The sequence below is a fragment of the Mycobacterium sp. NTMscope_MAC_269 genome, from assembly GCF_976985695.1.
In genome coordinates, this window is sequence record NZ_OZ335668.1 from 1,357,441 (window position 1) to 1,379,785 (window position 22,345).

A 22,345-nucleotide genomic window follows, 5' to 3' on the forward strand; every position below is an offset into this window, starting at 1 on the left:
GCAGCCCAAGGAGTAGCCCAGTGCCGTCGAGTGTGAATCGTTGGCTTTGGGTGTGAACCCTCGGCGACGACACGCCGACGATCCGCGCCCAGGCTTCACACCGAAAGCCCAGCCTTCACAGTCAAAGCCGCGGCTTCACACAGCAACCGTGGCTTCACGCCGCAACCCAGGCTTCACACCGCAACCCACGGCCGCGGTAATCCCTAGCGGGCGACGATCACCGACGAGCCGTGCCCGAACAGCCCCTGGTTGGCGGTGACCCCGACCGTGGCGTTTTCCACCTGTCGGCCGGTGGCCTGACCGCGCAGCTGCCACGTCAACTCGCAGACCTGAGCGATCGCCTGCGCGGGGATGGCCTCGCCGAAGCATGCCAGCCCGCCGGACGGGTTGACCGGGACCCTGCCGCCGATCGTGGTTGCGCCGCTGCGCAGCAGCGACTCCGCCTCTCCCTTGGGGCACAGGCCCAGGTGCTCGTACCAATCGAGTTCCAGCGCGGTGGACAGGTCGTAGACCTCGGCCAGGCTCACGTCCTCGGGTCCGATGCCCGCCTCGGCGTAGGCCGCATCGAGGATCTGATCCTTGAACACCCGCTCCGGCGCGGCCACGGCGGCGGTGGAATCCGTTGCGATATCCGGCAATTCGGGAAGATGCTGGGGATACTGCGGGGTGACCGTGCTGACCGCGCGCACCGACGGCACACCGGCTAGAGAGCCGAGGTGCTTGCGGGCGAACTCGGCGCTGGCCACGATCAGCGCCGCGGCGCCGTCGGAGGTGGCGCAGATGTCGAGCTGCCGCAGCGGGTCGGACACCACCGGACTGGCCAGCACGTCCTCGACCGAGGACTCCTTGCGGTAGCGGGCATTCGGGTTCTGTAGGCCGTGCGCGGAGTTCTTGACCTTCACCGCGGCGAAGTCCTCGGACGTCGCGCCGTAGAGGTCCATGCGGCGGCGCGCGAGCAGCGCGAAGTAGACCGGGTTCATCGCGCCGATCAAGTGGAAGCGCTGCCAGTCGGGGTCGTTCTTGCGCTCACCGCCGACCGGGGCGAAGGCGCCCTTGGGTGTGGTGTCGGCGCCGATGACCAGCGCGACGTCGCAGAAGCCGGCCAGGATGTGGGCGCGGGCGCTCTGCAGGGCCTGCGAGCCGCTGGCGCAGGCGGCATAGCTGGAACTGACCGGCACGCCGTTCCAGCCCAGCTTCTGCGCGAACGTCGACCCCGCGATGAAGCCCGGGTAGCCGTTGCGGATGGTGTCGGCGCCGGCCACCAGCTGGATCTGTTGCCAGTCCAGTCCGGCCTCGGCCAGCGCCGCGCGCGCGGCGACCACGCCGTATTCGGTGAAGTCGCGGCCCCACTTGCCCCAGGGGTGCATGCCGGCGCCGAGGATGTACAGCGGTTCGGGAGTACTCATGAGGCCACCTTCCAAGCGTGCACGATGCGCTCCACGCCGTCGGCGTCGGTGAATAGCGGCATGGTGGTCAGTTCCATCTGCATGCCGACCTTCAAATCGGCCGCCAGCGTGCCCTCGACGACCTTGCCGAGCACGATGATGCCCTCGTCGGCCAGCTCCACCGCGGCGATCGCGAACGGCTCGAACGGGTCGGCCGCCGGGTAGGGCGCGGGCGGCGGGTACCGGTTCTCGGTGTAGCTCCACAGCGTTCCCCGGGTCGACAGGGCGACGGCGTCCAGGGTGTCGCTGGTGCAGGCCGGGTTGGGGCAGTTGTTCTCCCGGGGCGGGAAGACATAGGTGCCACACTCGGGGCACTTGCTGCCGATCAGATGCGGGTTTCCGGCGTCATCGGCGGCGAACCATCCGTCGATCGCGGGTTCTTGACTGGTGACCTCTGGCACTCGGTCAGACTACCCAGCCCCAACCCGAAACTGAAACGTGTTGCAGTTCTGCGGGCGGTGCGGTTGCGGCGCGTAACTCGTCGCACCGGGTGCCTAGAGTAAAAGCCGTGCCCGCCACGAAAACCGCCACCAAGGCCAGCGAGGAACAAACCAGGCCGACGCTCATGCTGCTGGACGGCAATTCTTTGGCGTTTCGGGCGTTCTATGCGCTGCCCGCCGAGAACTTCAAAACCCGCGGCGGGCTGACCACCAACGCGGTCTACGGCTTCACCGCGATGCTGATCAACCTGCTGCGCGACGAAGCCCCCACCCACATCGCGGCGGCCTTCGACGTCTCCCGGCAGACCTTCCGCTCCGAGCGCTATCCGGAGTACAAGGCCAACCGGTCGGCGACGCCCGACGAGTTCCACGGCCAGATCGACATCACCAAGGAAGTCCTGGCGGCCCTGGGCATCACGGTGCTCGCCGAGCCGGGATTCGAGGCCGACGACCTGATCGCCACCCTGGCCACCCAGGCCTCGAACGAGGGCTATCGCGTGTTGGTGGTCACCGGCGACCGCGATTCACTGCAGTTGGTCAGCGAGAACGTGACGGTGCTCTACCCGCGCAAGGGGGTGAGCGAATTGACCCGCTTCACGCCCGACGCCGTCGTCGAAAAGTACGGGCTGACGCCCACGCAGTACCCCGACTTCGCCGCCCTGCGCGGCGATCCCAGCGACAACCTGCCCGGCATTCCCGGCGTGGGGGAGAAGACCGCCTCCAAATGGATCGGCGAGTATGGCTCGCTTCAGGCGCTGGTCGACAACGTCGATTCGGTGCGCGGCAAGGTGGGCGATGCGCTGCGCGAACATCTGGCCAGCGTGATCCGTAACCGCGAGCTCACCGACCTGGTCAAAGACGTGCCCCTGGCCCAGACGCCCGACACGCTGCGGCTGCAACCGTGGGACCGCGACCAGATCCACCGGCTCTTCGACGACCTGGAGTTCCGGGTGCTGCGGGACCGGCTCTTCGAGACGCTGGCCGCGGTGGAGCCCGAGGTCGACGAGGGCTTCGATGTGCGCGGCGGCGCGCTGGAAGCCGGCGAGCTGGCGGTGTGGTTGGCCGAACACAGCTCGGGGAAGCGCTTCGGGCTTGCCGTCGTCGGCACCCATTTGGCCTACGACGCCGACGCCACCGCGCTGGCCATCGTCTCCGCCGACGGCGAGGGCCGCTACATCGACACCGCGGCGCTCGATCCCGAAGACGAAGCGGCGCTGGCGTCGTGGCTGGCCGACCCCGGCCCGCCCAAGGCGCTGCACGAAGCCAAACTGGCCATGCACGACCTCCTCGGGCGGGGCTGGACGCTGGCCGGCGTCACCTCCGACACCGCGCTGGCGGCCTACCTGGTGCGCCCCGGGCAGCGCAGCTTCTCTCTCGACGACCTGTCGCTGCGCTACCTTCGCCGCGAGTTGCGGGCCGAAAACCCTGAGCAGCAACAGCTTTCGTTGCTCGACGACACCGACGGCACCGACGACCAGGCGGTGCAGACGCTGCTGCTGCGTGCCGTGGCGGTGCTGGATCTGGCCGACGCCCTCGACGAGGAGTTGGCCCGCATCAACTCCACCTCGTTGCTCAGCGGCATGGAGTTGCCGGTGCAGCGGGTGCTGGCGGGGATGGAAAACGCCGGTATCGCAGTCGATTTGGAGTTGCTGACCGAGCTGCAAAGCGATTTCGCCCACCTGATCCGGGATGCGGCCGAAGCGGCCTATGCGGTGATCGGCAAGCAGATCAACCTGGGTTCGCCCAAGCAGTTGCAGGCGGTGCTCTTCGACGAGCTGGAGATGCCGAAGACCAAGCGCACCAAGACCGGTTACACCACCGACGCGGACGCGCTGCAGTCGCTGTTCGATAAGACCGGTCACCCGTTCCTGCAGCATCTGCTGGCCCACCGCGACGCCACCCGGCTCAAGGTCACCGTCGACGGGCTGCTGAATTCGGTGGCCTCCGACGGGCGCATCCACACCACCTTCAACCAGACCATCGCGGCCACGGGCAGGTTGTCCTCGACCGAGCCGAACCTGCAGAACATTCCGATCCGCACCGAGGCCGGCCGGCGGATCCGCGACGCGTTCGTGGTCGGCGCCGGCTACAGCGAGCTGATGACCGCGGACTACAGCCAGATCGAGATGCGGATCATGGCCCACCTGTCCAAGGACGAGGGGCTCATCGAGGCGTTCAACACCGGGGAGGACCTGCACTCGTTCGTCGCCTCGCGCGCCTTCGGCGTGCCGATCGAGGAGGTCACCGCCGAACTGCGCCGCCGGGTCAAGGCCATGTCCTACGGGCTGGCCTACGGATTGAGCGCCTATGGGCTGTCCGCCCAGCTCAAAATCTCCACCGAAGAGGCCAAAGACCAGATGGAGCAGTACTTCGCCCGGTTCGGCGGGGTGCGCGACTACCTGATGGCCGTCGTGGAGCAGGCCCGCAAGGACGGCTACACGTCGACGGTGTTCGGCCGGCGGCGCTACCTGCCCGAACTCGACAGCAGTAACCGCCAGGTGCGGGAGGCCGCCGAGCGCGCGGCGCTCAACGCGCCCATCCAGGGCAGCGCGGCCGACATCATCAAGGTGGCGATGATCGAGACCGACAAGGCGATCAGGGACGCCGGGCTTTCCTCGCGGATCCTGCTGCAGGTGCACGACGAGCTGCTGTTCGAGGTCGCGCCGGGGGAACGCGAGCAGCTCGAGGCGCTGGCGCGCGACAAGATGGGCGGCGCCTATCCGTTGGACGTACCGCTGGAGGTTTCGGTGGGCTACGGGCGCAGCTGGGACGCTGCGGCGCACTAGCGCGGATCGAAGCGTCTCGGCACACGTCCGGCCTTCGAGCGCATATTTGCTGCTCAATCAGCCGTCGAGCGTAACGTCACGGCGAAGAATCGCCTGAAAATTCGCAGTGGCGTTACATTCGGCGCAACCGTTCGACCAGATGCGGCCGTGCTGAGTTTGGCCAGCGTGTGCACAGTCGAGTAGCCTCGATGGGTAAATCCCAATTGTCCCTACGACCAAACCTGTCCGGAGCACCCCAACAATATGCCGAGTCCCGCCGTCACCTCGCCCCAAGTAGCCGTCAACGACATTGGCTCCAGCGAGGACTTTCTCGCCGCAATAGACAAAACGATCAAGTACTTCAACGATGGTGACATCGTCGAAGGCACGATCGTCAAAGTGGACCGGGACGAGGTGCTCCTCGACATCGGCTACAAGACCGAAGGGGTCATCCCCGCCCGCGAACTCTCGATCAAGCACGACGTCGACCCCAACGAGGTCGTTTCCGTGGGCGACGAGGTCGAGGCCCTGGTTCTCACCAAGGAGGACAAAGAGGGCCGCCTGATCCTGTCCAAGAAGCGCGCGCAGTACGAGCGCGCCTGGGGCACCATCGAGGCGCTCAAGGAGAAGGACGAGGCCGTCAAGGGCACCGTCATCGAGGTGGTCAAGGGTGGCCTGATCCTCGACATCGGGTTGCGTGGCTTCCTGCCCGCCTCGCTGGTCGAGATGCGCCGGGTCCGCGATCTGCAGCCGTACATCGGCAAGGAGATCGAGGCCAAGATCATCGAGCTGGACAAGAACCGCAACAACGTGGTGCTGAGCCGCCGCGCGTGGCTGGAGCAGACGCAGTCCGAGGTGCGCAGCGAGTTCCTCAACCAGCTGCAGAAGGGCGCCATCCGCAAGGGTGTCGTCTCCTCCATCGTCAACTTCGGCGCGTTCGTCGACCTCGGCGGTGTGGACGGTCTGGTGCACGTCTCCGAGCTGAGTTGGAAGCACATCGACCACCCGTCCGAGGTGGTCCAGGTCGGTGACGAGGTCACCGTCGAGGTGCTCGACGTCGACATGGATCGCGAGCGGGTGTCGTTGTCGCTGAAGGCGACTCAGGAAGACCCGTGGCGTCACTTCGCCCGCACCCACGCGATCGGCCAGATCGTGCCCGGCAAGGTCACCAAGCTCGTTCCGTTCGGTGCGTTCGTCCGCGTCGAAGAGGGCATCGAGGGCCTGGTGCACATCTCCGAGCTGGCCGAGCGCCACGTCGAGGTGCCCGACCAGGTGGTCGCCGTCGGCGACGACGCGATGGTCAAGGTCATCGACATCGACCTGGAGCGTCGCCGGATCTCGTTGTCGCTCAAGCAGGCCAACGAGGACTACACCGACGAGTTCGACCCGGCGAAGTACGGCATGGCCGACAGCTACGACGATCAGGGCAACTACATCTTCCCCGAGGGCTTCGACTCCGAGACCAACGAATGGCTCGAGGGATTCGACAAGCAGCGCACCGAGTGGGAGGCGCGCTACGCCGAGGCCGAGCGCCGGCACAAGATGCACACCGCGCAGATGGAGAAGTTCGCCGCGGCCGAGGCCGCCGGCCACACCGCCGGCGAGCAGTCACCGGGCAACGGTGCGCCTCCGGAGAAGGCAGGCGGATCGCTGGCCAGCGACGCCCAATTGGCCGCGCTGCGGGAGAAACTCGCCGGCAACGCGTGACCCTCACCTGAGGACGCCATGCTGCGTATCGGGTTGACCGGTGGCATCGGCGCCGGCAAGTCGGCGCTGTCGACCGCGTTCGAAAAACGCGGCGCCGTCATCGTCGACGGGGACGTCATCGCCCGTGAGGTGGTCCAGCAGGGCACCGCAGGGCTGGCGGCGCTCGTCGAGGCGTTCGGTCAGGACATCCTGCTGCCGGACGGATCGCTGGATCGGCCGGCCTTGGCCGCCAAGGCCTTTCGTGATGACGAGGCCCGCCAGACGCTGAATGGGATCGTGCACCCGTTGGTGGGGAAACGGCGCGCGGAGATCATCGCGTCGGTGCCCGAGGATTCGGTTGTGGTCGAGGACATTCCGCTGCTGGTGGAGTCCGGGATGGCGCCGCTGTTCCCGCTCGTGGTCATCGTGTACGCCGACGTCGAGGTGCGGTTGCGGCGGCTGGTCGACCTGCGCGGCATGGCCGAAGACGATGCCCGCGCCAGGATCGCCGCCCAGGCCAGCGACGACCAGCGCCGCGCGGTCGCCGACATCTGGCTGGACAACTCGGGCAGCCCAGCGGAATTGGGGCAACGGGCCCAGGACGTGTGGGACAACCGGATCGTGCCGTTCGCCCACAACCTGAGCACGCGTCAGATCGCCCGGGCGCCGGCCCGATTGGTGCCGCCGGACCCGAGCTGGCCGGACCAGGCGCAGCGAATCGTGAACCGCCTGAAGACGACCTGCGGGCACCGGGCGTTGCGCGTCGACCACATCGGTTCGACGGCCGTGCCGGATTTTCCCGCCAAAGACCTGATCGACATCCAGATCACCGTCGAATCCCTCGCCGTCGCCGACGATCTCGCCGACGCGTTGTTGACCGCGGGTTACCCGCGCATCGAGCGCATCCTCGAGGATGTCGCCAAGAGCGACGCGCGCAGCACCGCCGACCGCTACGACGGCGATGACGATCCGGCGTTGTGGGCCAAGCGGATTCACGCCTCGGCGGATCCCGGCCGGCCCACCAACGTGCACATCCGGGTGGACGGGTGGCCCAATCAGCAGTTCGCCCTGCTGTTCGTCGACTGGCTGACCGCCGACCCCGACGCGCGCGCCGAGTACCTGGGCATCAAGCGCGCCGCGGAAAGGGACGGCGGGGAAGACACCGCGGCCTACGTCGCCGTCAAAGAGCCGTGGTTTCTCGACGCCTACCGGCGGGCCTGGGAGTGGGCCGACTCGACGGGCTGGAAGCCCTAGCCGGGCAACGGCGCCCCACACTGCAGCGCACCGTTGCCCGGATCGGCGTTTCCGGCCACCGGCCTGACCATTTGGTCGGCCTGCACGAAAACGTTGTCGTCCACGTCGATCTCGCAGTGCACATTCGCCGAGTACGGGAAGTGGAGCACGATGCGCATGCCGGCCTGCTGCGGGTCGGGCAACACCGTGTCGGCTTCGAACGCGTTGCCGGGCATCGAACTGAGCCCGGCCGTGTTCGTCTGGCCGCCGTTGATCACGAACGTGGCCTGGCTGCCCGTCGTGACGCCGTCGATCCTGGCCCGATACGTGATGTTGTGCAGGTCCGCCTTCGCGGTCGCCGGATTCAGCTGGGCGCTAGCGGCGATCACCGCCACCACGGCGATCGGCACCAGCGTGCGGAATTTGCAGCTCATAGCCGGTGACACTACAACCAGCGTGATTTGCGGACCAGATGGTTTGTGCTGGTTTGCGCTACGGCTGGCAGCGCGGACACCACAGCGTCGCCCGGCCGCCTACCCGGGAACGCTCGAGCCGCGCGCCACAGCGCGGGCAGCGCGGGTCGGGCTCGTCACGCACCCTGGTGAGCCACCGCGGCAAGCCCGGAACCCGGCCATGCGGCACCGCGGTGCGCAGCACCCGCGTCATCGCCGTGTGCAGGGCCTTCACCTCCTCGTCGCCCAGTTCCGCCACCGCCACGGTGGGCCGAATCTTCGCCCGCCAGCAGATTTCGTCGACCAGCAGATTGCCAAGGCCGGCGATCACCGACTGGTCCATCAGCGTGGGTTTGAGCTGCCGCGAGCGGGCGGACCGCGAGGCCAGCACCGCGCGGAACTCGCGCAGGCCGAGGCCCAACGCGTCGGGCCCCTGCGGCCCGGTGATGTGCGCGATGTCGTCGGCGTCGTCGGCCAGCCACACACCGCGCAATTTGCGCAAGTCGGCGTAGCGCAGTTCGCCCTTGTCCAGCGCCACCAGCAGCCGCTCGCAGGGGTCGTGGGTGGCCCCGTCGGCGGCATAGTAGGGGCGGCCGGTCATGCCGCTGTGGACCAGCAGCGCCGGGCCGTCCGTGGGGAGCACCAGCCACTTCCCGTGCCGGCGCGGGCCGGCGAAGCGATGACCGGTCAGCTTGCGCGCGAGCGTTTTTGCGGTGGTGTTACGCAGAATCCCTGGATCGTGCACCTGCACGTGCCTGATTCGCCGCCGCGGCAAGGTGGCGGCCAATTGCCGCCGGAACCCTTCGACGTCGGGTAGTTCAGGCACGTGGATTCACCGATCGACGCGACCCGTCGTCGTCAGCGGGTCTCCCGCACCACCTCGGCCGGGTCCGTATCGGTGCGGATGCCGAGATAGCGGGGGTGGCGCAGCTTTCCGTCGCGGGTCCACTCGGTGAATCCGATCTGGACCACCAGCTCCGGGCGCACCCAGCGCGCGCCGGCCTCGCGCACCGATCCCCGGCTGAAGGGCGACGCGTCTTGCTCGTTCGCCGCCAGCCGCTCGTGCAGCCTGCGCAGCGTGGCCCCGTCGAAGCCGGTGCCCACCTTGCCCGCATAGCGCAACTCATTGCCCTGGTAGTACCCCAACAGCAGCGCACCTAACTCGATGCGCGTGCCCTTCGGGCTGGTGTAGCCGCCGACCACAAATTCCTGGTCGCGTACGCATTTGAACTTCAACCACTTGTTCGAGCGACGGCCCTCATAGGGGGAGTCGGCCAGCTTCGCGATCACGCCCTCGTCGCCGCGCTCGCATGCGGCCCGGTAGGCGGCCATCCCGTCCCCGACCCGGTGCGGGGCGTAGCGCAGCGGATCGGCGAACTCGATCGTGTTGCGCAGCAATCTCTTTCGCCACAGCAGCGGTACATCGACGGTGGATTTGCCGTCGAGATGCAGCAGATCGAAAACGTAGTAGAAGACCCGCACCGGCGACGCCCGCGCCACGTCGGGGTCGGTGATGCCGAGCCGCGCCTGCAGCCGGGCAAAGCTGGTCCGCCGGCCCTCGAACGCCACCACCTCGCCGTCCAGGACGAAGCGGGTGACGGGCTGGGCGGTGAGCGCATCCACCAACTCGGGATAGGTTCCGTTGAGCGGCTGTCGATTTCGCGACAACAGCAGTACCCGGTCACCGTTGCGGAATGCAAGGCAACGCATGCCGTCGAACTTGCGCTCGAAGATCCAGTGCGGATCGGAGAACCGGTCCTCGGTGAGGCTGGCCAGAGTGGGCGCGCGCCAGTCGGGCACCGCCTCGTCGTGCAGTGCGTCGCGCACTCGACCGGGCAAAGCAGCGAAGTCCGTCATGGTGCCTAGTTGGGGCAGGCCGGCGGTGGCACGGGAATCGGCTTGTCGGCCGGAGCCCCGGCCTCGGCGACTCGAATCGGCAAGCGGTTCGCGCGGGACAGAATTTCGACCAGCGGATCATCACCATCGGGTGTGGGACGCCGGTGCTGGGCCACGACGACGGGTACGTCAAAATCGGCGGGCAGGCCCGCGCGTACGGATGGCGTCCTCAATGGGCGCGCCACGTCAGCTCCATGCCACCACCGGCCAGCCACCGCGACAGGTCATAGCCGTTGCGGGCCAATCCATCCACGGCCGCCACGGCGCGTCGCACCGCCAGCTCGGCGATCTCGGGAGTCAGCAGGCCGTGGCGGACCGCATCGAGCAACTCGTCGACGTCGGTCAGTTCCGCGTGGGCGCCGGTGCGGACCTCGATGTCCAGGTAATGATCCTCGGAGCGCCACACCTCGGGACCCGGCGTGTATTCGCCCACGTCCAGGTAGTAGTCATGGTCGCGTTCGTGGCCGGCGTTGAAGTGAAAAACTGTGGCGCGCAGCCCCAACGACGGCAGCAGCCACGACTCGAGATAGTGAAACTGAGCGCGGCCGGGGGTGGGGCGAGCCACGTAAAGACCCCACGGGTGCACCGCATACTCGTCCACGGCCCGCACGATCCCTTTGGGATCGGTGTTGGTGCGGCCCACTAGGTCGAAGGTCTCGTGTTTCGGTGGATGAATGGCGCTTCTCCTCCTGAATGAACTCACCCTACCGGCGCAACCGGATCTTCCACCGCACAAATCCGGCATACCACAGCGACAGCGCGGCCAGCATGCCCATGTCGAGCAGCCAGGTCTTCGGCGTGTGCTGCCAGAACCGGTCCTGGGGCAGCAGGGAATCGGGCACCAGGTGGCGCAGGTCCGTCGTCGACGACGCGGCGGCGTAGCCCCAGCGCGCCGGCATCGCCCACGACAGCTGGTTCAGGCCGAGCCGGCCGGTCACGGGCACCATGCCGCCGCACAGCACCAGCTGCGCCATCACCGTCACCACGAACAGTGGCATGATCTGCTCGCTGGAGCGCACCAGCGACGAGATGGCCAGGCCCAGGATGGCCGAGGCGACGCACGTCGCGGCGACGGTGGCGAACAGTTCGACGGTGGCCCCGATCGTGGAGTGGCCGAACAGGTTTGCCCCGCGCGTCGGTGCGCCCTTGCCGGCCACCACGATCGCGGTGACGATCGCCGACTGCAGAATGGCGAAGGCGCAGAACACCGCGCTCTTGGCGAGCAGGTAGGCGGTGGTCGACAAGCCGACCGCCTGCTCCCGCTGGAAGATGGCGCGTTCGCCGACCAGGTCGCGAATTGTCAAGGCGGTTCCCATGAATGCCGCGGCCGGCATGAGCAGGGCAAGGATCTGTGCGGCCTCGTCGGGCGTTCCCGAATTCGGTCCCGGCGCATGAAATCCGTTGCTGCCCGGGACGGTCAAGGACAGCGAACCCAGTATGAAAGGCAGCAGCGCCAGGAAGACGAAGTAGGCGCGGTCGGCGACGACGAGGCGAAACTGCCGCCGGGCGATGGTCGATATCTGGCGTCGCACGCTGGTGTGCACCGGTTCACCGAGCCCACTGGGCTCATCGGCCATGTCCGACAACGGCTTTGCAGGCCGTTTCTGGCCCTTGCTCTGTTCCAGAAAACGGCGGTTGGCTTCCTCCGGGTCGGCACCGACCTGGGTGAAGATCTTGGCCCAGTTGGTGGTCCCCATCGCGTCGCCGATCTGCTCGGGCGAGCCGCGGTAGGCCGTCTTGCCGCCGGGCGCCATCAGTAGTACCTGGTCGCAGACGTCCAAATAGGACAGCGAGTGCGTCACGACCAGTACGACACGACCGGCATCGGCCAGCTGGCGCAGCATCGTCATGACCTGCAGGTCCAGCGCGGGGTCCAGGCCCGACGTCGGCTCGTCGAGGATCAACAACGACGGGCCGGTCAGCAGTTCGAGCGCCACCGACGCGCGTTTGCGCTGCCCGCCGGACAGCTTGTCGACGCGAGTGTCGGCGTGTTTGGTCAGGTCGAGCTCCTCGAGCACCTGAGCGACGACCCTGGCACGGTCCGCCTTGCCGGTGTCGGGTGGCAGCCGCAGCTCGGCGGCATAGCCCAGCGCCTGGTTGACGGTCAGCTGGCGATGCACCACGTCGTCTTGCGGCACCATGCCGATCCTGCTGCGCAGGGACGCATACTCGCCGTGAATGTTGTGTCCCTCGAATGTCACTGAGCCCGAACTCGGTGTGGTGTAGCCGGCGATGAGCCTGGCCAGGGTGCTCTTTCCGGCTCCGGACCCGCCGATCACGGCGGTCAGCGTTCCGGGCCGCGCGATCAGCGAGATGTCGTCGAGCAGTTGTTTGCCGTTGTCGACGACGTACTTGACGTTGCGCACTTCGAGGCCGCCGCCGCGCATCGTAGCTTCGCTGCGCTTGGTGAGCGTGCCGTCACGGAACACCAGGTCGACGTTGCCGATGGTGACGACGTCGTCCTCGGACAGGATCGCCGACCCGACCCGGGTCCCGTTGACGAACGTGCCGTTGACGCTGTTATCCCGGATTTCGGTGCCCAGCGGCGTGGGCACCAACGTCGCGTGCTGACGCGACGCCAACACGTCGGGGACGACGATGTCGTTCTCGGGGGCGCGCCCGATCGTCATGGCGCCGGTCGTGCCCGCGGCCGACGACGCCCGTGGCGAGAGCAGTCTCACAAAACGCGTCGCCAGGTTCGACACGTCGGCCGTTTTGGCGTCGATCACCGTGAATTCCGTTGCCGGCGCGGCCTGCAACCTCGCGGGTGAGCCCGGATCGACGACGGTCAACTCCTCCGGCCGCGCGCCGCGCGGCGGCGACGGACGTGGTGCGGGCTTCGACCGCGGGCCGCGGGGACCGCCACCCCGAACGGAAGGGGGCCGATGACGCGTCGGATTCGTTTGCCCGCCCAGCGCGGACCACGCCAGGGTCGGCGGCCCGGAATCGTGGCTGGGCCGGGTGGGGGACGGCCGGCTGGCCTGGCCCATCCGGGGGCCGATCGCGAAGGTCAGGTGCGGGCCTCGCGGGTTTCCGACGTGAATGCTCTGGCCGTCGTGGATATCGATGACCGGCATCCGGTAACCGTTGAGATAGGTCCCGTTGAGCGAGCCGTTATCGATTGCCAGCCAGCGTCCTTGATCGAAACGCAGGATCAGGTGCGCGCGCGAGATTCGCGGATCGGCGATCCGCACGTCGGCCTGTGCGTCACGTCCGACGACCACTTCGTGTCCGGCCGCGAAAGATCGTTGGGACCCGTCGTGCCGAATGGTCAGGAGAGGCGGGGCGGGTCGAGTCACCACTCAAGTATCGGTGCGTGCGGGCCGTGCCTCTATGGGATCCGGCTGTGACTTCCCTTTGTTTCGACTCGGCTATTCATAGCGCTTTCATAGTCGCCTGAGTCGAATCGCCTACTGGCGTGCGGCATTATTCGAACGGAGGGGGCCACGGGATTGATGGATGAGCACAAGCGACCGACCCGGCGCATCGGCGCCGGGCGACGACTGCTGAGCAACCCACGCCAGGCCCGTGAGGCGCTGCGCGCGGGTGTTCACTCGTTGCCCGCCATGCCGATCGGACAGCTGTTCCGCCGGATACCACCGGTGAATTCTTCGCCGAACGCGAAACCCGAAGCGGCACAACCACACAGCGAGTCCGTTTCGCCGCGCTTCGCGGTGGGAAACGGCGCGCCATTCGCCGGCTACACGATCTTGCGCCAACTGGGCGCCGGTGGCATGGCCGAGGTCTACCTGGCGTTGCATCCCCGGCTGCCACGCCGCGACGTGATCAAAGTCCTCGCCGAGGCGGTGACGGCCGATCCCGAGTTCCGCGAAAGGTTCAATCGGGAGGCCGATCTCGCGGCGACGCTGTGGCATCCCCACATCGTCGGCGTCCACGACCGCGGCGCTTTCGACGGGCATCTGTGGATCTCGATGGATTATGTCGAGGGCACCGACGCGTCGCGGTTGGTCAAGGAAAGCCACCCCGAGGGCATGCCGATCCAGGAGGTGGGTGCCATCGTGCAAGCGGTCGCGAGCGCCCTGGACTACGCGCACGACCGCGGCCTGCTGCACCGCGACGTCAAGCCCGCCAACATCCTGCTTACCCACCCTGAAGACGGAGAGCGCCGAATCCTGTTGGCGGACTTCGGTGTCGCGCGTCACCTGGGCGACGTCAGCGGCATCACCGAAACCAACGTCGCGGTGGGAACCGTGGCCTACGCCGCGCCCGAGCAGCTCGCGGGTGCTCCCATCGACGGTCGTGCGGACCAATACGCTTTGGCCGCAACGGCTTTCCATTTGCTCACCGGCGCGCCGCCGTTTCAGCATTCCAACCCCATCGCGGTGATCAGCCAGCACCTGCACGAGGCCCCGCCGCGGCTCAGCGATTTTCGTCCGGATCTGGCGAGTCTCGACGACGTGTTCTCCCAGGCGCTCGCCAAACGGCCCGAGGACAGGTTCGCGCGGTGCCGCGCGTTCGCCACGGCCGTCGGCGAGCAGTCGGCCGAAACCCGGCCTCGCACCGCCCCGTTGACGCTGCACCGCCGGCGCGGGCCCGGTGGCGCCCTTGCGGCTGTGAACCACCGGTTTTCGTCGACGAGCCGGTGGGCCGCGGCGCTGGTGTGCGCCGTGCTCGTCGCCGTCGCCGCGACCTGGTCGATCCTGTACTCGTTTCAGCCCACCACGCCGCCGCCGAACCCCGCGCTCGCGTCCAAGCCGTCCGTGCCCGCCCCGAGCGCCGCGCCAGCCGCGGGGGGACCGGCGCTGGACGGGACCTACCGGCTGGACTACGACCAGGCCAAGCGGACCACCAACGGCATCGGCGTCCGGCACGGCGGGGCCACCACAGACTGGTGGGCGTTCCGCTCGGCCTGCACCACGAACGGCTGCGCGGCCGCCGGGACCCAGCTGGACGAGACCACCCACAAGCTGGCCAGCACCGGCGGCCAGGCCGACACCCTGCGCTACGTCGGCGGGTATTGGCAGGGGGCGCCCGAGCAGCTGCGGGTGGGCTGCACTCAGCCGAACGGTCACGGCCCGGCCACCCAGCAGGAAACCGTCGCCTGGTCACTGGCGCCGCAGGCCGACGGCACGCTGCGCGGCACCGAGACCGAGACCGTGCTCAGCAACGAGTGCGGAGCGCAGGGGGCGGTGGTGCGGGTGCCCGTGGTGGCCACCCGGGCCGGCGCGGCGCCGGCCGCGGTGACGCTGGGTGACCCGACCCAGGTCATCAACACCTCGACCACCGCGTCCGCGCCGGCGCCTCCCGTACTCGGCGGCTTGTGCGCCGACGTCGGCAAGGTCGCCTACGACCCGACCAACAACGAGCAGATCGTGTGCGAAGGCAGCAGCTGGGCCAAGGCCCCCATCACCATGGGAGTGCACGCGGCCGGTAGCTCGTGCGACCGGCCGGGCACCTCGGTGTTCGCCATGAGCACCTCCAGCGACGGCTACCTGCTGCAGTGCGACCCGGTCACCCGGACGTGGACGCGTCCCGCGGGGTAGCCCGAGTTTTGCCGGGGGGCCGGCCTCCGGGACCAGTTAGGTGAGTTTCGAATCCGCTATCGCACCCGCTAGCACGTTCGGGAAGCATGCTGTCCTTCCCTCCTGATACGCAGGTGACGGATGTGGTTCGAGGCATCCGCCCGCGGCGGTCAGACCAGCTCCGACGCACTTGTCGGTGGCTCGTTCTACCCTGGTGCCATGGCGTTCGCCACCGAACATCCGGTAGTTGCTCATTCGGAGTACCGCCCGGCCGAAGAGGCCGTCGCGGGGTTGGTGCGCGTCGGCGGCCGCTTCGAAGTGGTCAGCCCGCACGATCCCGCCGGTGACCAGCCGGCGGCCATCGACGAGCTGGAGCGCCGGATCAACGCGGGGGAGCGCGACGTGGTGCTGCTCGGCGCCACCGGCACCGGGAAGTCGGCTACCACCGCCTGGCTCATCGAGCGGCTGCAGCGGCCCACCCTGGTGATGGCGCCCAACAAGACGCTGGCCGCCCAGCTGGCCAACGAGTTGCGGGAGATGTTGCCGCACAACGCCGTTGAGTACTTCGTGTCGTACTACGACTACTACCAGCCCGAGGCGTACATCGCGCAGACCGACACCTACATCGAAAAGGACAGCTCGATCAACGACGACGTCGAGCGGCTGCGGCACTCCGCGACATCGTCGCTGCTGTCGCGGCGCGACGTGGTCGTGGTGGCGTCGGTGTCCTGCATCTACGGCCTGGGCACACCGCAGTCCTACCTGGACCGCTCGGTGGAGCTGCGGGTCGGCAACGAGGTGCCCCGGGACGGGCTGCTGCGGCTGCTGGTCGACGTCCAGTACACCCGCAACGACCTGTCTTTCACCCGCGGCTCGTTCCGGGTGCGCGGCGACACCGTGGAGATCATCCCGTCCTATGAAGAGCTGGCGGTGCGCATCGAGTTCTTCGGCGACGAGATCGAGGCGCTGTACTACCTGCACCCGCTGACCGGCGACGTGATCCGCCAGGTCGACTCGCTGCGCATCTTCCCGGCCACCCACTACGTCGTCGGCCCCGAGCGGATGGCCCACGCCATCTCGACGATCGAAGAGGAGCTGGCCGCCCGGCTGGCCGAGCTGGAGGGCCAGGGCAAGCTCCTCGAGGCGCAACGCCTGCGGATGCGCACCAACTACGACATCGAGATGATGCGCCAGGTCGGGTTCTGCTCGGGCATCGAGAACTACTCGCGCCACATCGACGCCCGGGGGGCGGGCTCGCCGCCCGCGACGCTGCTCGACTACTTCCCGGAAGACTTCCTGATGGTCATCGACGAGTCGCACGTCACCGTGCCACAGATCGGCGGCATGTACGAGGGCGACATGTCGCGCAAACGCAACCTGGTCGAGTACGGGTTCCGGTTGCCGTCGGCGTGCGATAACCGCCCACTGACGTGGGAGGAGTTCGCCGACCGCATCGGGCAGACGGTGTATCTGTCGGCCACCCCGGGCCCCTACGAGCTCAGCCAGTCCGGCGGCGAGTTCGTCGAGCAGGTCATCCGGCCCACGGGCCTGGTGGACCCGAAGGTGGTGGTCAAACCGACCAAGGGGCAGATCGACGACCTGATCGGCGAGATCCGCAAGCGCACCGACGCCGACCAGCGGGTGCTGGTCACCACGCTCACCAAGAAGATGGCCGAGGACCTCACCGACTACCTGCTCGAGATGGGCATCCGGGTCCGCTATCTGCACTCGGAGGTCGACACGCTGCGCCGGGTGGAATTGCTGCGCCAGCTGCGGCTCGGCGAGTACGACGTGCTGGTCGGCATCAACCTGCTGCGCGAGGGTCTGGACCTGCCCGAGGTGTCGCTCGTCGCCATCCTGGACGCCGACAAAGAGGGTTTCCTGCGGTCCTCGCGCAGCCTGATCCAAACCATCGGCCGCGCGGCCCGCAACGTCTCCGGCGAAGTGCACATGTACGCCGACACGATCACCGATTCGATGAAGGAAGCCATCGACGAGACCGAACGGCGCCGGGCGAAGCAGGTCGCCTACAACGAGGAGCACGGGATCGACCCGCAACCGCTGCGCAAGAAGATCGCCGACATCCTCGACCAGGTCTATCGCGAGGCGGACGACAGCGAAACGGTGGAGATCGGCGGGTCAGGGCGCAACGCGTCCCGCGGTCGGCGCGCGCAGGGCGAGCCCGGCCGCGCGGTCAGCGCCGGGGTCTTCGAGGGCCGCGACACGACCAGCATGCCCCGCGCCGAACTGGCCGACCTGATCAAGGACCTCACCGCGCAGATGATGGCCGCGGCCCGGGACTTGCAGTTCGAGCTGGCCGCGCGGTTCCGGGACGAGATCGCCGACCTCAAGAAGGAGCTGCGCGGGATGGACGCCGCCGGCCTGAAATGAGTTTGCTGGCAACCGATCTCCGGCCGGTAACCCCGCCACACCCCATACGGTAGAGGGGTGACCGACGCGGCGACTATCACCGGCGGCTGGCGAGAGCTGCTGGGCGCGCGGTATCTGAGGACGTCAATCCTGTTGGCCGGAGGGGTAGCGCTTTACGCCACCAACGAGTTCCTGACCACCAGCTTGTTGCCCAACACCATCGCCGAGATCGGCGGAAGCCGGCTCTACGCGTGGGTGACGACGCTGTACCTGGTCGGCTCGGTGGTCGCGGCGACGATGGTCAATCCGATGCTGCTGCGCGTCGGGGCGCGGTCGTCGTATCTGTTGGGACTCGCCGTGTTCGGCATCGCCAGCCTGGTTTGCGCTGCCGCGCCCACCATGCACGTTCTGATTGCTGGACGGGCGATGCAGGGGGTGGCCGGGGGCTTGCTGGCCGGGCTGGGCTACGCGGTGATCAACTCCGCGCTGCCCCGCTGGCTGTGGACGCGGGGCTCGGCGCTGGTGTCGGCGATGTGGGGAGTCGCGACGGTGGTCGGACCCACGACAGGCGGCCTGTTCGCCCAGTTCGGGATCTGGCGGTGGGCATTCGTCGCGATGGCCGTTCTGACCGTCTTGATGGCCTTGTTAGTGCCGGTGGCACTGGCCCGCGTCGACCCGACGAACGGAATCCCGCGGATGAAGGTGCCCGTGTGGTCGCTGCTGATCATCGGTGTGGCCGCTTTGGCCGTCAGCGTCGCGCAGATTCCACGCAACACCATCGCGACGTACGGGCTGCTCACGGCCGGCATCCTCCTGGTCGGCCTGTTCGTGATCGTCGACTGGCGCATGCACGCGGCCATCCTGCCGCCCAGCGTGTTCTCGCCCGGGCCGTTGAAGTGGATCTACCTCACCATGGGCGTCCTGATGGGGGCCGCGATGGTGAACACCTATGTGCCGCTGTTCGGGCAGCGGTTGGCCCACTTGACGCCGATCGCCGCCGGCTTCCTGGGCGCGGCGCTCGCCCTCGGGTGGACGGTCAGCGAAATTGTCAGCGCCTCGCTGGAAAACCCGCGAACGATGGGGCGGGTGGTGATGGTGGCCCCGCTGGTCGCCGCGTCCGGCCTGGCGCTGGGGGCCGTCGCCCGGCACGGCGACGAATCCGCCTGGACCGCCGCGCTGTGGGCGGTCGCCCTGCTGGTTGCCGGCATCGGGATCGGGATGGCCTGGCCGCACCTGTCGGCACGCGCGATGGCCTGCGTCAACGACCCGGCCGAGGGCGGTGCCGCCTCGGCGGCGATCAACACCGTGCAGCTGACCTCCGCGGCGATCGGCGCCGGACTGGCCGGGGTCGTCGTCAACACCGCCACGGGCGGCGAGGCGATGGCCGCGCATCTGCTGTTCACGGTCTTCACCGCATTCAGTGCCGCGGGTGTGGCGGTGTCCTACGCTGCGACCCGCGCCACGCGCCAGGCGCGGGCGGTTGCCAACGTGGGCTGAGCCGACGGCGATTACCGCCTGGACTTGACCACCTGCGAGTAATGGAACTGCCAACGCTCGACAATGTGGAACCCGAGATAGCCCGGGAATCGGTATGCCGGGGCGCGCCCGAATGCGCTTCCTGGCGGCAGCGATTGTCCCGATTGGTGATCGGGCAGAGAGGCGTCTTTATTGGTAATGGTCCAAATTGTGGAACATTTGTTGATTTTGGCCGTGGTCAGCCACACGGCGACGTGGCCGTCCCACAGTGAACCGACCGTCGGGCCGTACACGCCGCGCTCGACGTCGATCAGCGACCGGAAGGCGGCCGGCCGGGTGGCCAGCAGGGCCCGGATCGGCCCGGGCCGCCACGGCACGGTGTTGTCCACCATCAGACAATCGCCGGGGGCGGCGTGCGAGCCGATCAGGTCGGCGACCTGGCTGTAGTCCCAGCCCTCCTTGGCGTACGGCCAGCGCTGGACGAACAGGTAATTCGGCACCGCGGCAATGACGAACAGCAGCACCCCGGCGACGACGGCCCAGGGCCGGCGGGCCAGCGTGACGATGCAGACGGCCAGGACGATGGCCATCGCGGGAGCGGTGAAGATCAGGTAGCGCGGGTAGTAGATCGGTTCGCTGACGGCCGAATAGATGACGACGAGCGCGGTCGGGATGACCATCCACGCCGCGCAGAGGATCAACAATCGGCGCGGGTCGCCGGCCGGGGCCGGCGCGCCGGCCAGCCGGGCGGCCGCCGCCGCGACGATCACGACGGCACTCAGCACGGCGAAGGCGACGCTGTGGTCGAAATACTGCCGCAGGATGATGTCGAACGCGTAATGCCAGCTCACCGGGTAGATCCAGCCGACCTGCCACACCTGGCCATGGGCAAACAGCGCGAACGGGACCATCGCCCCGACCGCGACGGCCGAGCTGGCGGCCCAGCACAGGACGGGGGATCGGCGGGACCCCGCGGGCAGCAGCAGGGGCAGGATCGCGCCGTACACCGGCACCTGCAGGACGAGGTTGACGTTGAGCAGGATCGACAACATCAGTCCCAGCGCGTACCCAACCCACCAGCGGGGCCGGTTGCGCCGGACGGCGGCCACGAACAAGACCGTCAGCCACACGGACGCGGCCGCCACGAAGCCGTACGACCGCGCCTCCATGCCGGCCCATGTCGTGCGGGGCAGGATGGCGAAGACGACGCCCGCGCACACGGCCGTCGGCCGCGTCGCGAACTGCCTGGCGAACACCGTGACCCCGGCGGCCGCGGCGCCCACCGCCAAGGCGCTGGGAAGCCGCGAGAAGAACTCGGTGGGCGGAAACAGGGCGAACCAACCGTGCATCACCAGGTAATACGCCCCGTGGACCGCGTCGATGTGGCCCAGCAACCGCCAGAGTTCGGGCAGGGTCCGGCTCGCCGCGGCCGAGATGGTGGCCCCCTCGTCGAACCACAGCGAAGGTCGGCAGGCCCAGGCGGCGCTGACGACGGCGGCGAACAGGGCGATCGCCCACGGGTCGAGCAACCTGCCGGAGGGGTGTGCTGCGCCGGGCTTGTTGACAACATCCCCGGCGCGCGGCTCGAAAATCGGCTCGAGGGTGGGCTCGAGCGCGGAATTAGACATGATGGTTGTTACTGTAGGGCTCGGTCGGTCGAACCGGTCACAAGCAGTGCCCGCCGCATTTGCAGGTCGCATCGATGTTCACGAAAAGCGGCGCAATGCAATGCTTTCCGTTGCCGCCCCGGGCATTCGATTGTTCCGCCATTTACGATATTGTCCGTTGGCCCACAAAGAAGCCGCAAATTGCGCGTGCGCCGCGCCACACTGTGTCGCGCATCTATCTCCTCTGTATCGAGCAAACGCGATACTGTCTTGGGTTGGCTGACCAACCGAAACTGGGAGGGTAAATGGGCGCCTATCGGACTGTGGTGGTGGGAACCGATGGCTCGGACTCGTCGATGCGTGCGGTGGAGAAGGCGGCGCAGATCGCCGGGCCGGACGCCAAGCTGATCGTGGCCTCGGCGTACTTGCCCCAACATGAGGACGCCCGGGCCGCCGACGCCCTGCGGGACGAAAGCTACAAAGTTTCGGGCACCGCGCCGATTTACGCCATTCTGCGCGACGCCAAGGACCGCGCGCAGGCGGCCGGTGCGCAGAACATCGACGAGCGCCCGATCGTCGGGGCGCCGGTCGATGCGCTGGTGCACCTCGCCGAGGAAGAGCAGGCCGACCTGCTCGTGGTCGGCAACGTCGGTCTGAGCACCATCGCCGGCCGGCTGCTGGGATCGGTGCCGGCCAACGTCTCGCGCCGGGCCAAGACCGACGTTCTGATCGTGCACACCACGACGTAACCCGCCGCTACCAGCCCCGCGAGCGCCACTCGCTCAGGTGGGGGCGTTCGGCACCCAGCACCGTGTCGTCGCCATGGCCGGGGTAGATGACCGTCGAGTCGTCATACACGTCGAACACCCGGGTGGTGACGTCGTCGAGCAGCTGGTCGAAATCGCCGGGCTGCCACGTCTTGCCGACGCCGCCCGGGAACAGGCAGTCGCCGGTGAACAACTGAGTGACCCCGCCGGTCGCGGGTCCGTCCAAGGCCAGCGCGATCGATCCGGGGGTGTGCCCCCGCAGGTGGATGACGTCGAAGTTCAGCTCGCCGATTTGCACGGTGTCACCGCCCGCCAGCAAACGGTCCGGTGTGACCGGCAGCGCCTCGGCGTCGATTTCGTTGGCGGCGGTCGGCGCGCCGGTCGCCTTGGCCACCGCGTCCAGCGCCTGCCAGTGATCGAAGTGCTGATGGCTGGTCACGATCAGTGACACCTTCGGTGCGTTTTGCCGGATCAGCCCGATCAGGTCGTCGGCATCGTTGGCGGCGTCGATGAGCAGTGTTTCGCCCGTGGCGGAACACGTGACCAGATACGCATTGTTGTCCATGGGGCCCACCGACGCCTTTATGATCGTGGCGCCGGGTAGGGTCCGGCGGGCCGCGGTACCAGGGTCGACGTGTCCCGTGTAGTTGTCGACAAGCTTGTCAGTGGGGCCGTCCTGGGCAGTCATAGCGGCCACGTTACTGGTCACACGCTGCTTGTCGGTA

17 protein-coding genes and 2 pseudogenes are annotated in these 22,345 nt (G+C 68.0%); 7 read left to right on the forward strand and 12 right to left on the reverse strand.

All coding sequences use genetic code 11. The features are described from left to right. Positions 1-203 precede the first annotated feature (203 nt). Both ACZ50Z_RS06555 and ACZ50Z_RS06560 read right to left on the reverse strand, forming a co-directional pair. The gene (locus ACZ50Z_RS06555) at positions 204-1,406 is read right to left on the reverse strand and encodes a lipid-transfer protein (protein ID WP_464482813.1); all 1,203 of its coding nucleotides are present in this window, start codon (positions 1,404-1,406) and stop codon (positions 204-206) included. After that, on the reverse strand, positions 1,403-1,846 hold the full coding sequence (locus tag ACZ50Z_RS06560) for a Zn-ribbon domain-containing OB-fold protein (RefSeq protein ID WP_464482814.1): 444 nt from the start codon (positions 1,844-1,846) through the stop codon (positions 1,403-1,405). The genes ACZ50Z_RS06555 and ACZ50Z_RS06560 overlap by 4 nt, the downstream gene beginning before the upstream one ends. A gap of 164 nt (positions 1,847-2,010) precedes the next feature. Between ACZ50Z_RS06560 and polA the strand changes: the two genes are divergently transcribed. The 3 genes from polA (at position 2,011) to coaE (ending at position 7,590) form a co-directional block, all read left to right on the forward strand. Further along, positions 2,011-4,671: a DNA polymerase I gene (gene polA / locus ACZ50Z_RS06565; protein ID WP_464486116.1), complete on the forward strand. Its 2,661-nt coding sequence runs from the start codon at positions 2,011-2,013 to the stop codon at positions 4,669-4,671. 243 nt (positions 4,672-4,914) lie between these two features. After that, positions 4,915-6,357, forward strand: coding sequence for a 30S ribosomal protein S1 (gene rpsA, locus ACZ50Z_RS06570; RefSeq protein ID WP_464482815.1), 1,443 nt, complete (start codon positions 4,915-4,917; stop codon positions 6,355-6,357). An 18-nt stretch (positions 6,358-6,375) separates the two neighbouring features. Continuing rightward, the gene (gene coaE / locus ACZ50Z_RS06575) at positions 6,376-7,590 is read left to right on the forward strand and encodes a dephospho-CoA kinase (protein WP_464482816.1); all 1,215 of its coding nucleotides are present in this window, start codon (positions 6,376-6,378) and stop codon (positions 7,588-7,590) included. Here coaE and ACZ50Z_RS06580 read toward each other — a convergent pair. The 8 genes and pseudogenes from ACZ50Z_RS06580 to ACZ50Z_RS06615 all read right to left on the reverse strand — a co-directional run. Further along, positions 7,587-8,003 (reverse strand): hypothetical protein, encoded by a 417-nt coding sequence (locus ACZ50Z_RS06580; protein WP_464482817.1) that lies wholly within the window; start codon positions 8,001-8,003, stop codon positions 7,587-7,589. The genes coaE and ACZ50Z_RS06580 overlap by 4 nt on opposite strands. A gap of 58 nt (positions 8,004-8,061) precedes the next feature. Then, complete coding sequence (locus ACZ50Z_RS06585; protein WP_464482818.1) at positions 8,062-8,847, reverse strand: Fpg/Nei family DNA glycosylase; 786 nt, start codon at positions 8,845-8,847, stop codon at positions 8,062-8,064. Positions 8,848-8,879: 32 nt separating this feature from the next. Further along, positions 8,880-9,878 carry a non-homologous end-joining DNA ligase gene (gene ligD / locus ACZ50Z_RS06590; RefSeq protein ID WP_464482819.1) on the reverse strand — a complete coding sequence of 333 codons (999 nt, stop codon included), beginning with the start codon at positions 9,876-9,878 and terminating at the stop codon, positions 8,880-8,882. A 5-nt stretch (positions 9,879-9,883) separates the two neighbouring features. Next, positions 9,884-10,132 (reverse strand): chemotaxis protein CheB, encoded by a 249-nt coding sequence (locus ACZ50Z_RS06595; RefSeq protein WP_464482820.1) that lies wholly within the window; start codon positions 10,130-10,132, stop codon positions 9,884-9,886. Beyond that, complete coding sequence (locus ACZ50Z_RS06600) at positions 10,087-10,527, reverse strand: ribonuclease FAU-1 family protein (RefSeq protein WP_464486117.1); 441 nt, start codon at positions 10,525-10,527, stop codon at positions 10,087-10,089. Before ACZ50Z_RS06600 ends, ACZ50Z_RS06595 begins: the two co-directional genes overlap by 46 nt. A gap of 94 nt (positions 10,528-10,621) precedes the next feature. Then, complete coding sequence (locus ACZ50Z_RS06605) at positions 10,622-11,767, reverse strand: ABC transporter permease (RefSeq protein WP_464486118.1); 1,146 nt, start codon at positions 11,765-11,767, stop codon at positions 10,622-10,624. 42 nt (positions 11,768-11,809) lie between these two features. Then, positions 11,810-12,304 (reverse strand): annotated as a pseudogene (locus ACZ50Z_RS06610) (ATP-binding cassette domain-containing protein); the annotation flags it as partial. Between the two features lie 42 nt (positions 12,305-12,346). Beyond that, positions 12,347-13,219, reverse strand: a pseudogene (locus ACZ50Z_RS06615) (FHA domain-containing protein); the annotation flags it as partial. 153 nt (positions 13,220-13,372) lie between these two features. Between ACZ50Z_RS06615 and ACZ50Z_RS06620 the strand changes: the two are divergent. The 3 genes from ACZ50Z_RS06620 to ACZ50Z_RS06630 all read left to right on the forward strand — a co-directional run bounded on the left by ACZ50Z_RS06620 (position 13,373) and on the right by ACZ50Z_RS06630 (position 19,267). Further along, the gene (locus ACZ50Z_RS06620) at positions 13,373-15,421 is read left to right on the forward strand and encodes a serine/threonine-protein kinase (protein WP_464482821.1); all 2,049 of its coding nucleotides are present in this window, start codon (positions 13,373-13,375) and stop codon (positions 15,419-15,421) included. A 198-nt stretch (positions 15,422-15,619) separates the two neighbouring features. Then, complete coding sequence (uvrB, locus tag ACZ50Z_RS06625) at positions 15,620-17,791, forward strand: excinuclease ABC subunit UvrB (protein WP_464482822.1); 2,172 nt, start codon at positions 15,620-15,622, stop codon at positions 17,789-17,791. A 57-nt stretch (positions 17,792-17,848) separates the two neighbouring features. Beyond that, positions 17,849-19,267: an MFS transporter gene (locus ACZ50Z_RS06630; RefSeq protein ID WP_464482823.1), complete on the forward strand. Its 1,419-nt coding sequence runs from the start codon at positions 17,849-17,851 to the stop codon at positions 19,265-19,267. A gap of 11 nt (positions 19,268-19,278) precedes the next feature. Here the strand turns inward: ACZ50Z_RS06630 and ACZ50Z_RS06635 are convergent, their stop codons facing one another. Then, a complete protein-coding gene (locus ACZ50Z_RS06635; RefSeq protein WP_464482824.1) occupies positions 19,279-20,874 on the reverse strand; it encodes a mannosyltransferase in 1,596 nt (531 codons plus the stop codon). Between the two features lie 284 nt (positions 20,875-21,158). Here ACZ50Z_RS06635 and ACZ50Z_RS06640 point away from each other — a divergent pair, with 284 nt between their 5' ends. Continuing rightward, positions 21,159-21,602: a universal stress protein gene (locus ACZ50Z_RS06640; RefSeq protein WP_009954226.1), complete on the forward strand. Its 444-nt coding sequence runs from the start codon at positions 21,159-21,161 to the stop codon at positions 21,600-21,602. A 7-nt stretch (positions 21,603-21,609) separates the two neighbouring features. Here the strand turns inward: ACZ50Z_RS06640 and ACZ50Z_RS06645 are convergent, their stop codons facing one another. Continuing rightward, positions 21,610-22,308 (reverse strand): MBL fold metallo-hydrolase, encoded by a 699-nt coding sequence (locus ACZ50Z_RS06645; RefSeq protein WP_464482825.1) that lies wholly within the window; start codon positions 22,306-22,308, stop codon positions 21,610-21,612. Positions 22,309-22,345 lie beyond the last annotated feature (37 nt).

Coding starts and splice junctions, on each gene's coding strand:
- ACZ50Z_RS06555 (WP_464482813.1), bottom strand. CDS start 1,406: ATGAGTACTCCCGAACCGCTGTACATCCTCGGCGCCGGCATGCACCCC.
- polA (WP_464486116.1), top strand. CDS start 2,011: ATGCTGCTGGACGGCAATTCTTTGGCGTTTCGGGCGTTCTATGCGCTG.
- rpsA (WP_464482815.1), top strand. CDS start 4,915: ATGCCGAGTCCCGCCGTCACCTCGCCCCAAGTAGCCGTCAACGACATT.
- coaE (WP_464482816.1), top strand. CDS start 6,376: ATGCTGCGTATCGGGTTGACCGGTGGCATCGGCGCCGGCAAGTCGGCG.
- ACZ50Z_RS06580 (WP_464482817.1), bottom strand. CDS start 8,003: ATGAGCTGCAAATTCCGCACGCTGGTGCCGATCGCCGTGGTGGCGGTG.
- ligD (WP_464482819.1), bottom strand. CDS start 9,878: ATGACGGACTTCGCTGCTTTGCCCGGTCGAGTGCGCGACGCACTGCAC.
- ACZ50Z_RS06605 (WP_464486118.1), bottom strand. CDS start 11,767: ATGACGATGCTGCGCCAGCTGGCCGATGCCGGTCGTGTCGTACTGGTC.
- ACZ50Z_RS06620 (WP_464482821.1), top strand. CDS start 13,373: ATGGATGAGCACAAGCGACCGACCCGGCGCATCGGCGCCGGGCGACGA.
- uvrB (WP_464482822.1), top strand. CDS start 15,620: ATGGCGTTCGCCACCGAACATCCGGTAGTTGCTCATTCGGAGTACCGC.
- ACZ50Z_RS06635 (WP_464482824.1), bottom strand. CDS start 20,874: ATGTCTAATTCCGCGCTCGAGCCCACCCTCGAGCCGATTTTCGAGCCG.
- ACZ50Z_RS06640 (WP_009954226.1), top strand. CDS start 21,159: ATGGGCGCCTATCGGACTGTGGTGGTGGGAACCGATGGCTCGGACTCG.
- ACZ50Z_RS06645 (WP_464482825.1), bottom strand. CDS start 22,308: ATGACTGCCCAGGACGGCCCCACTGACAAGCTTGTCGACAACTACACG.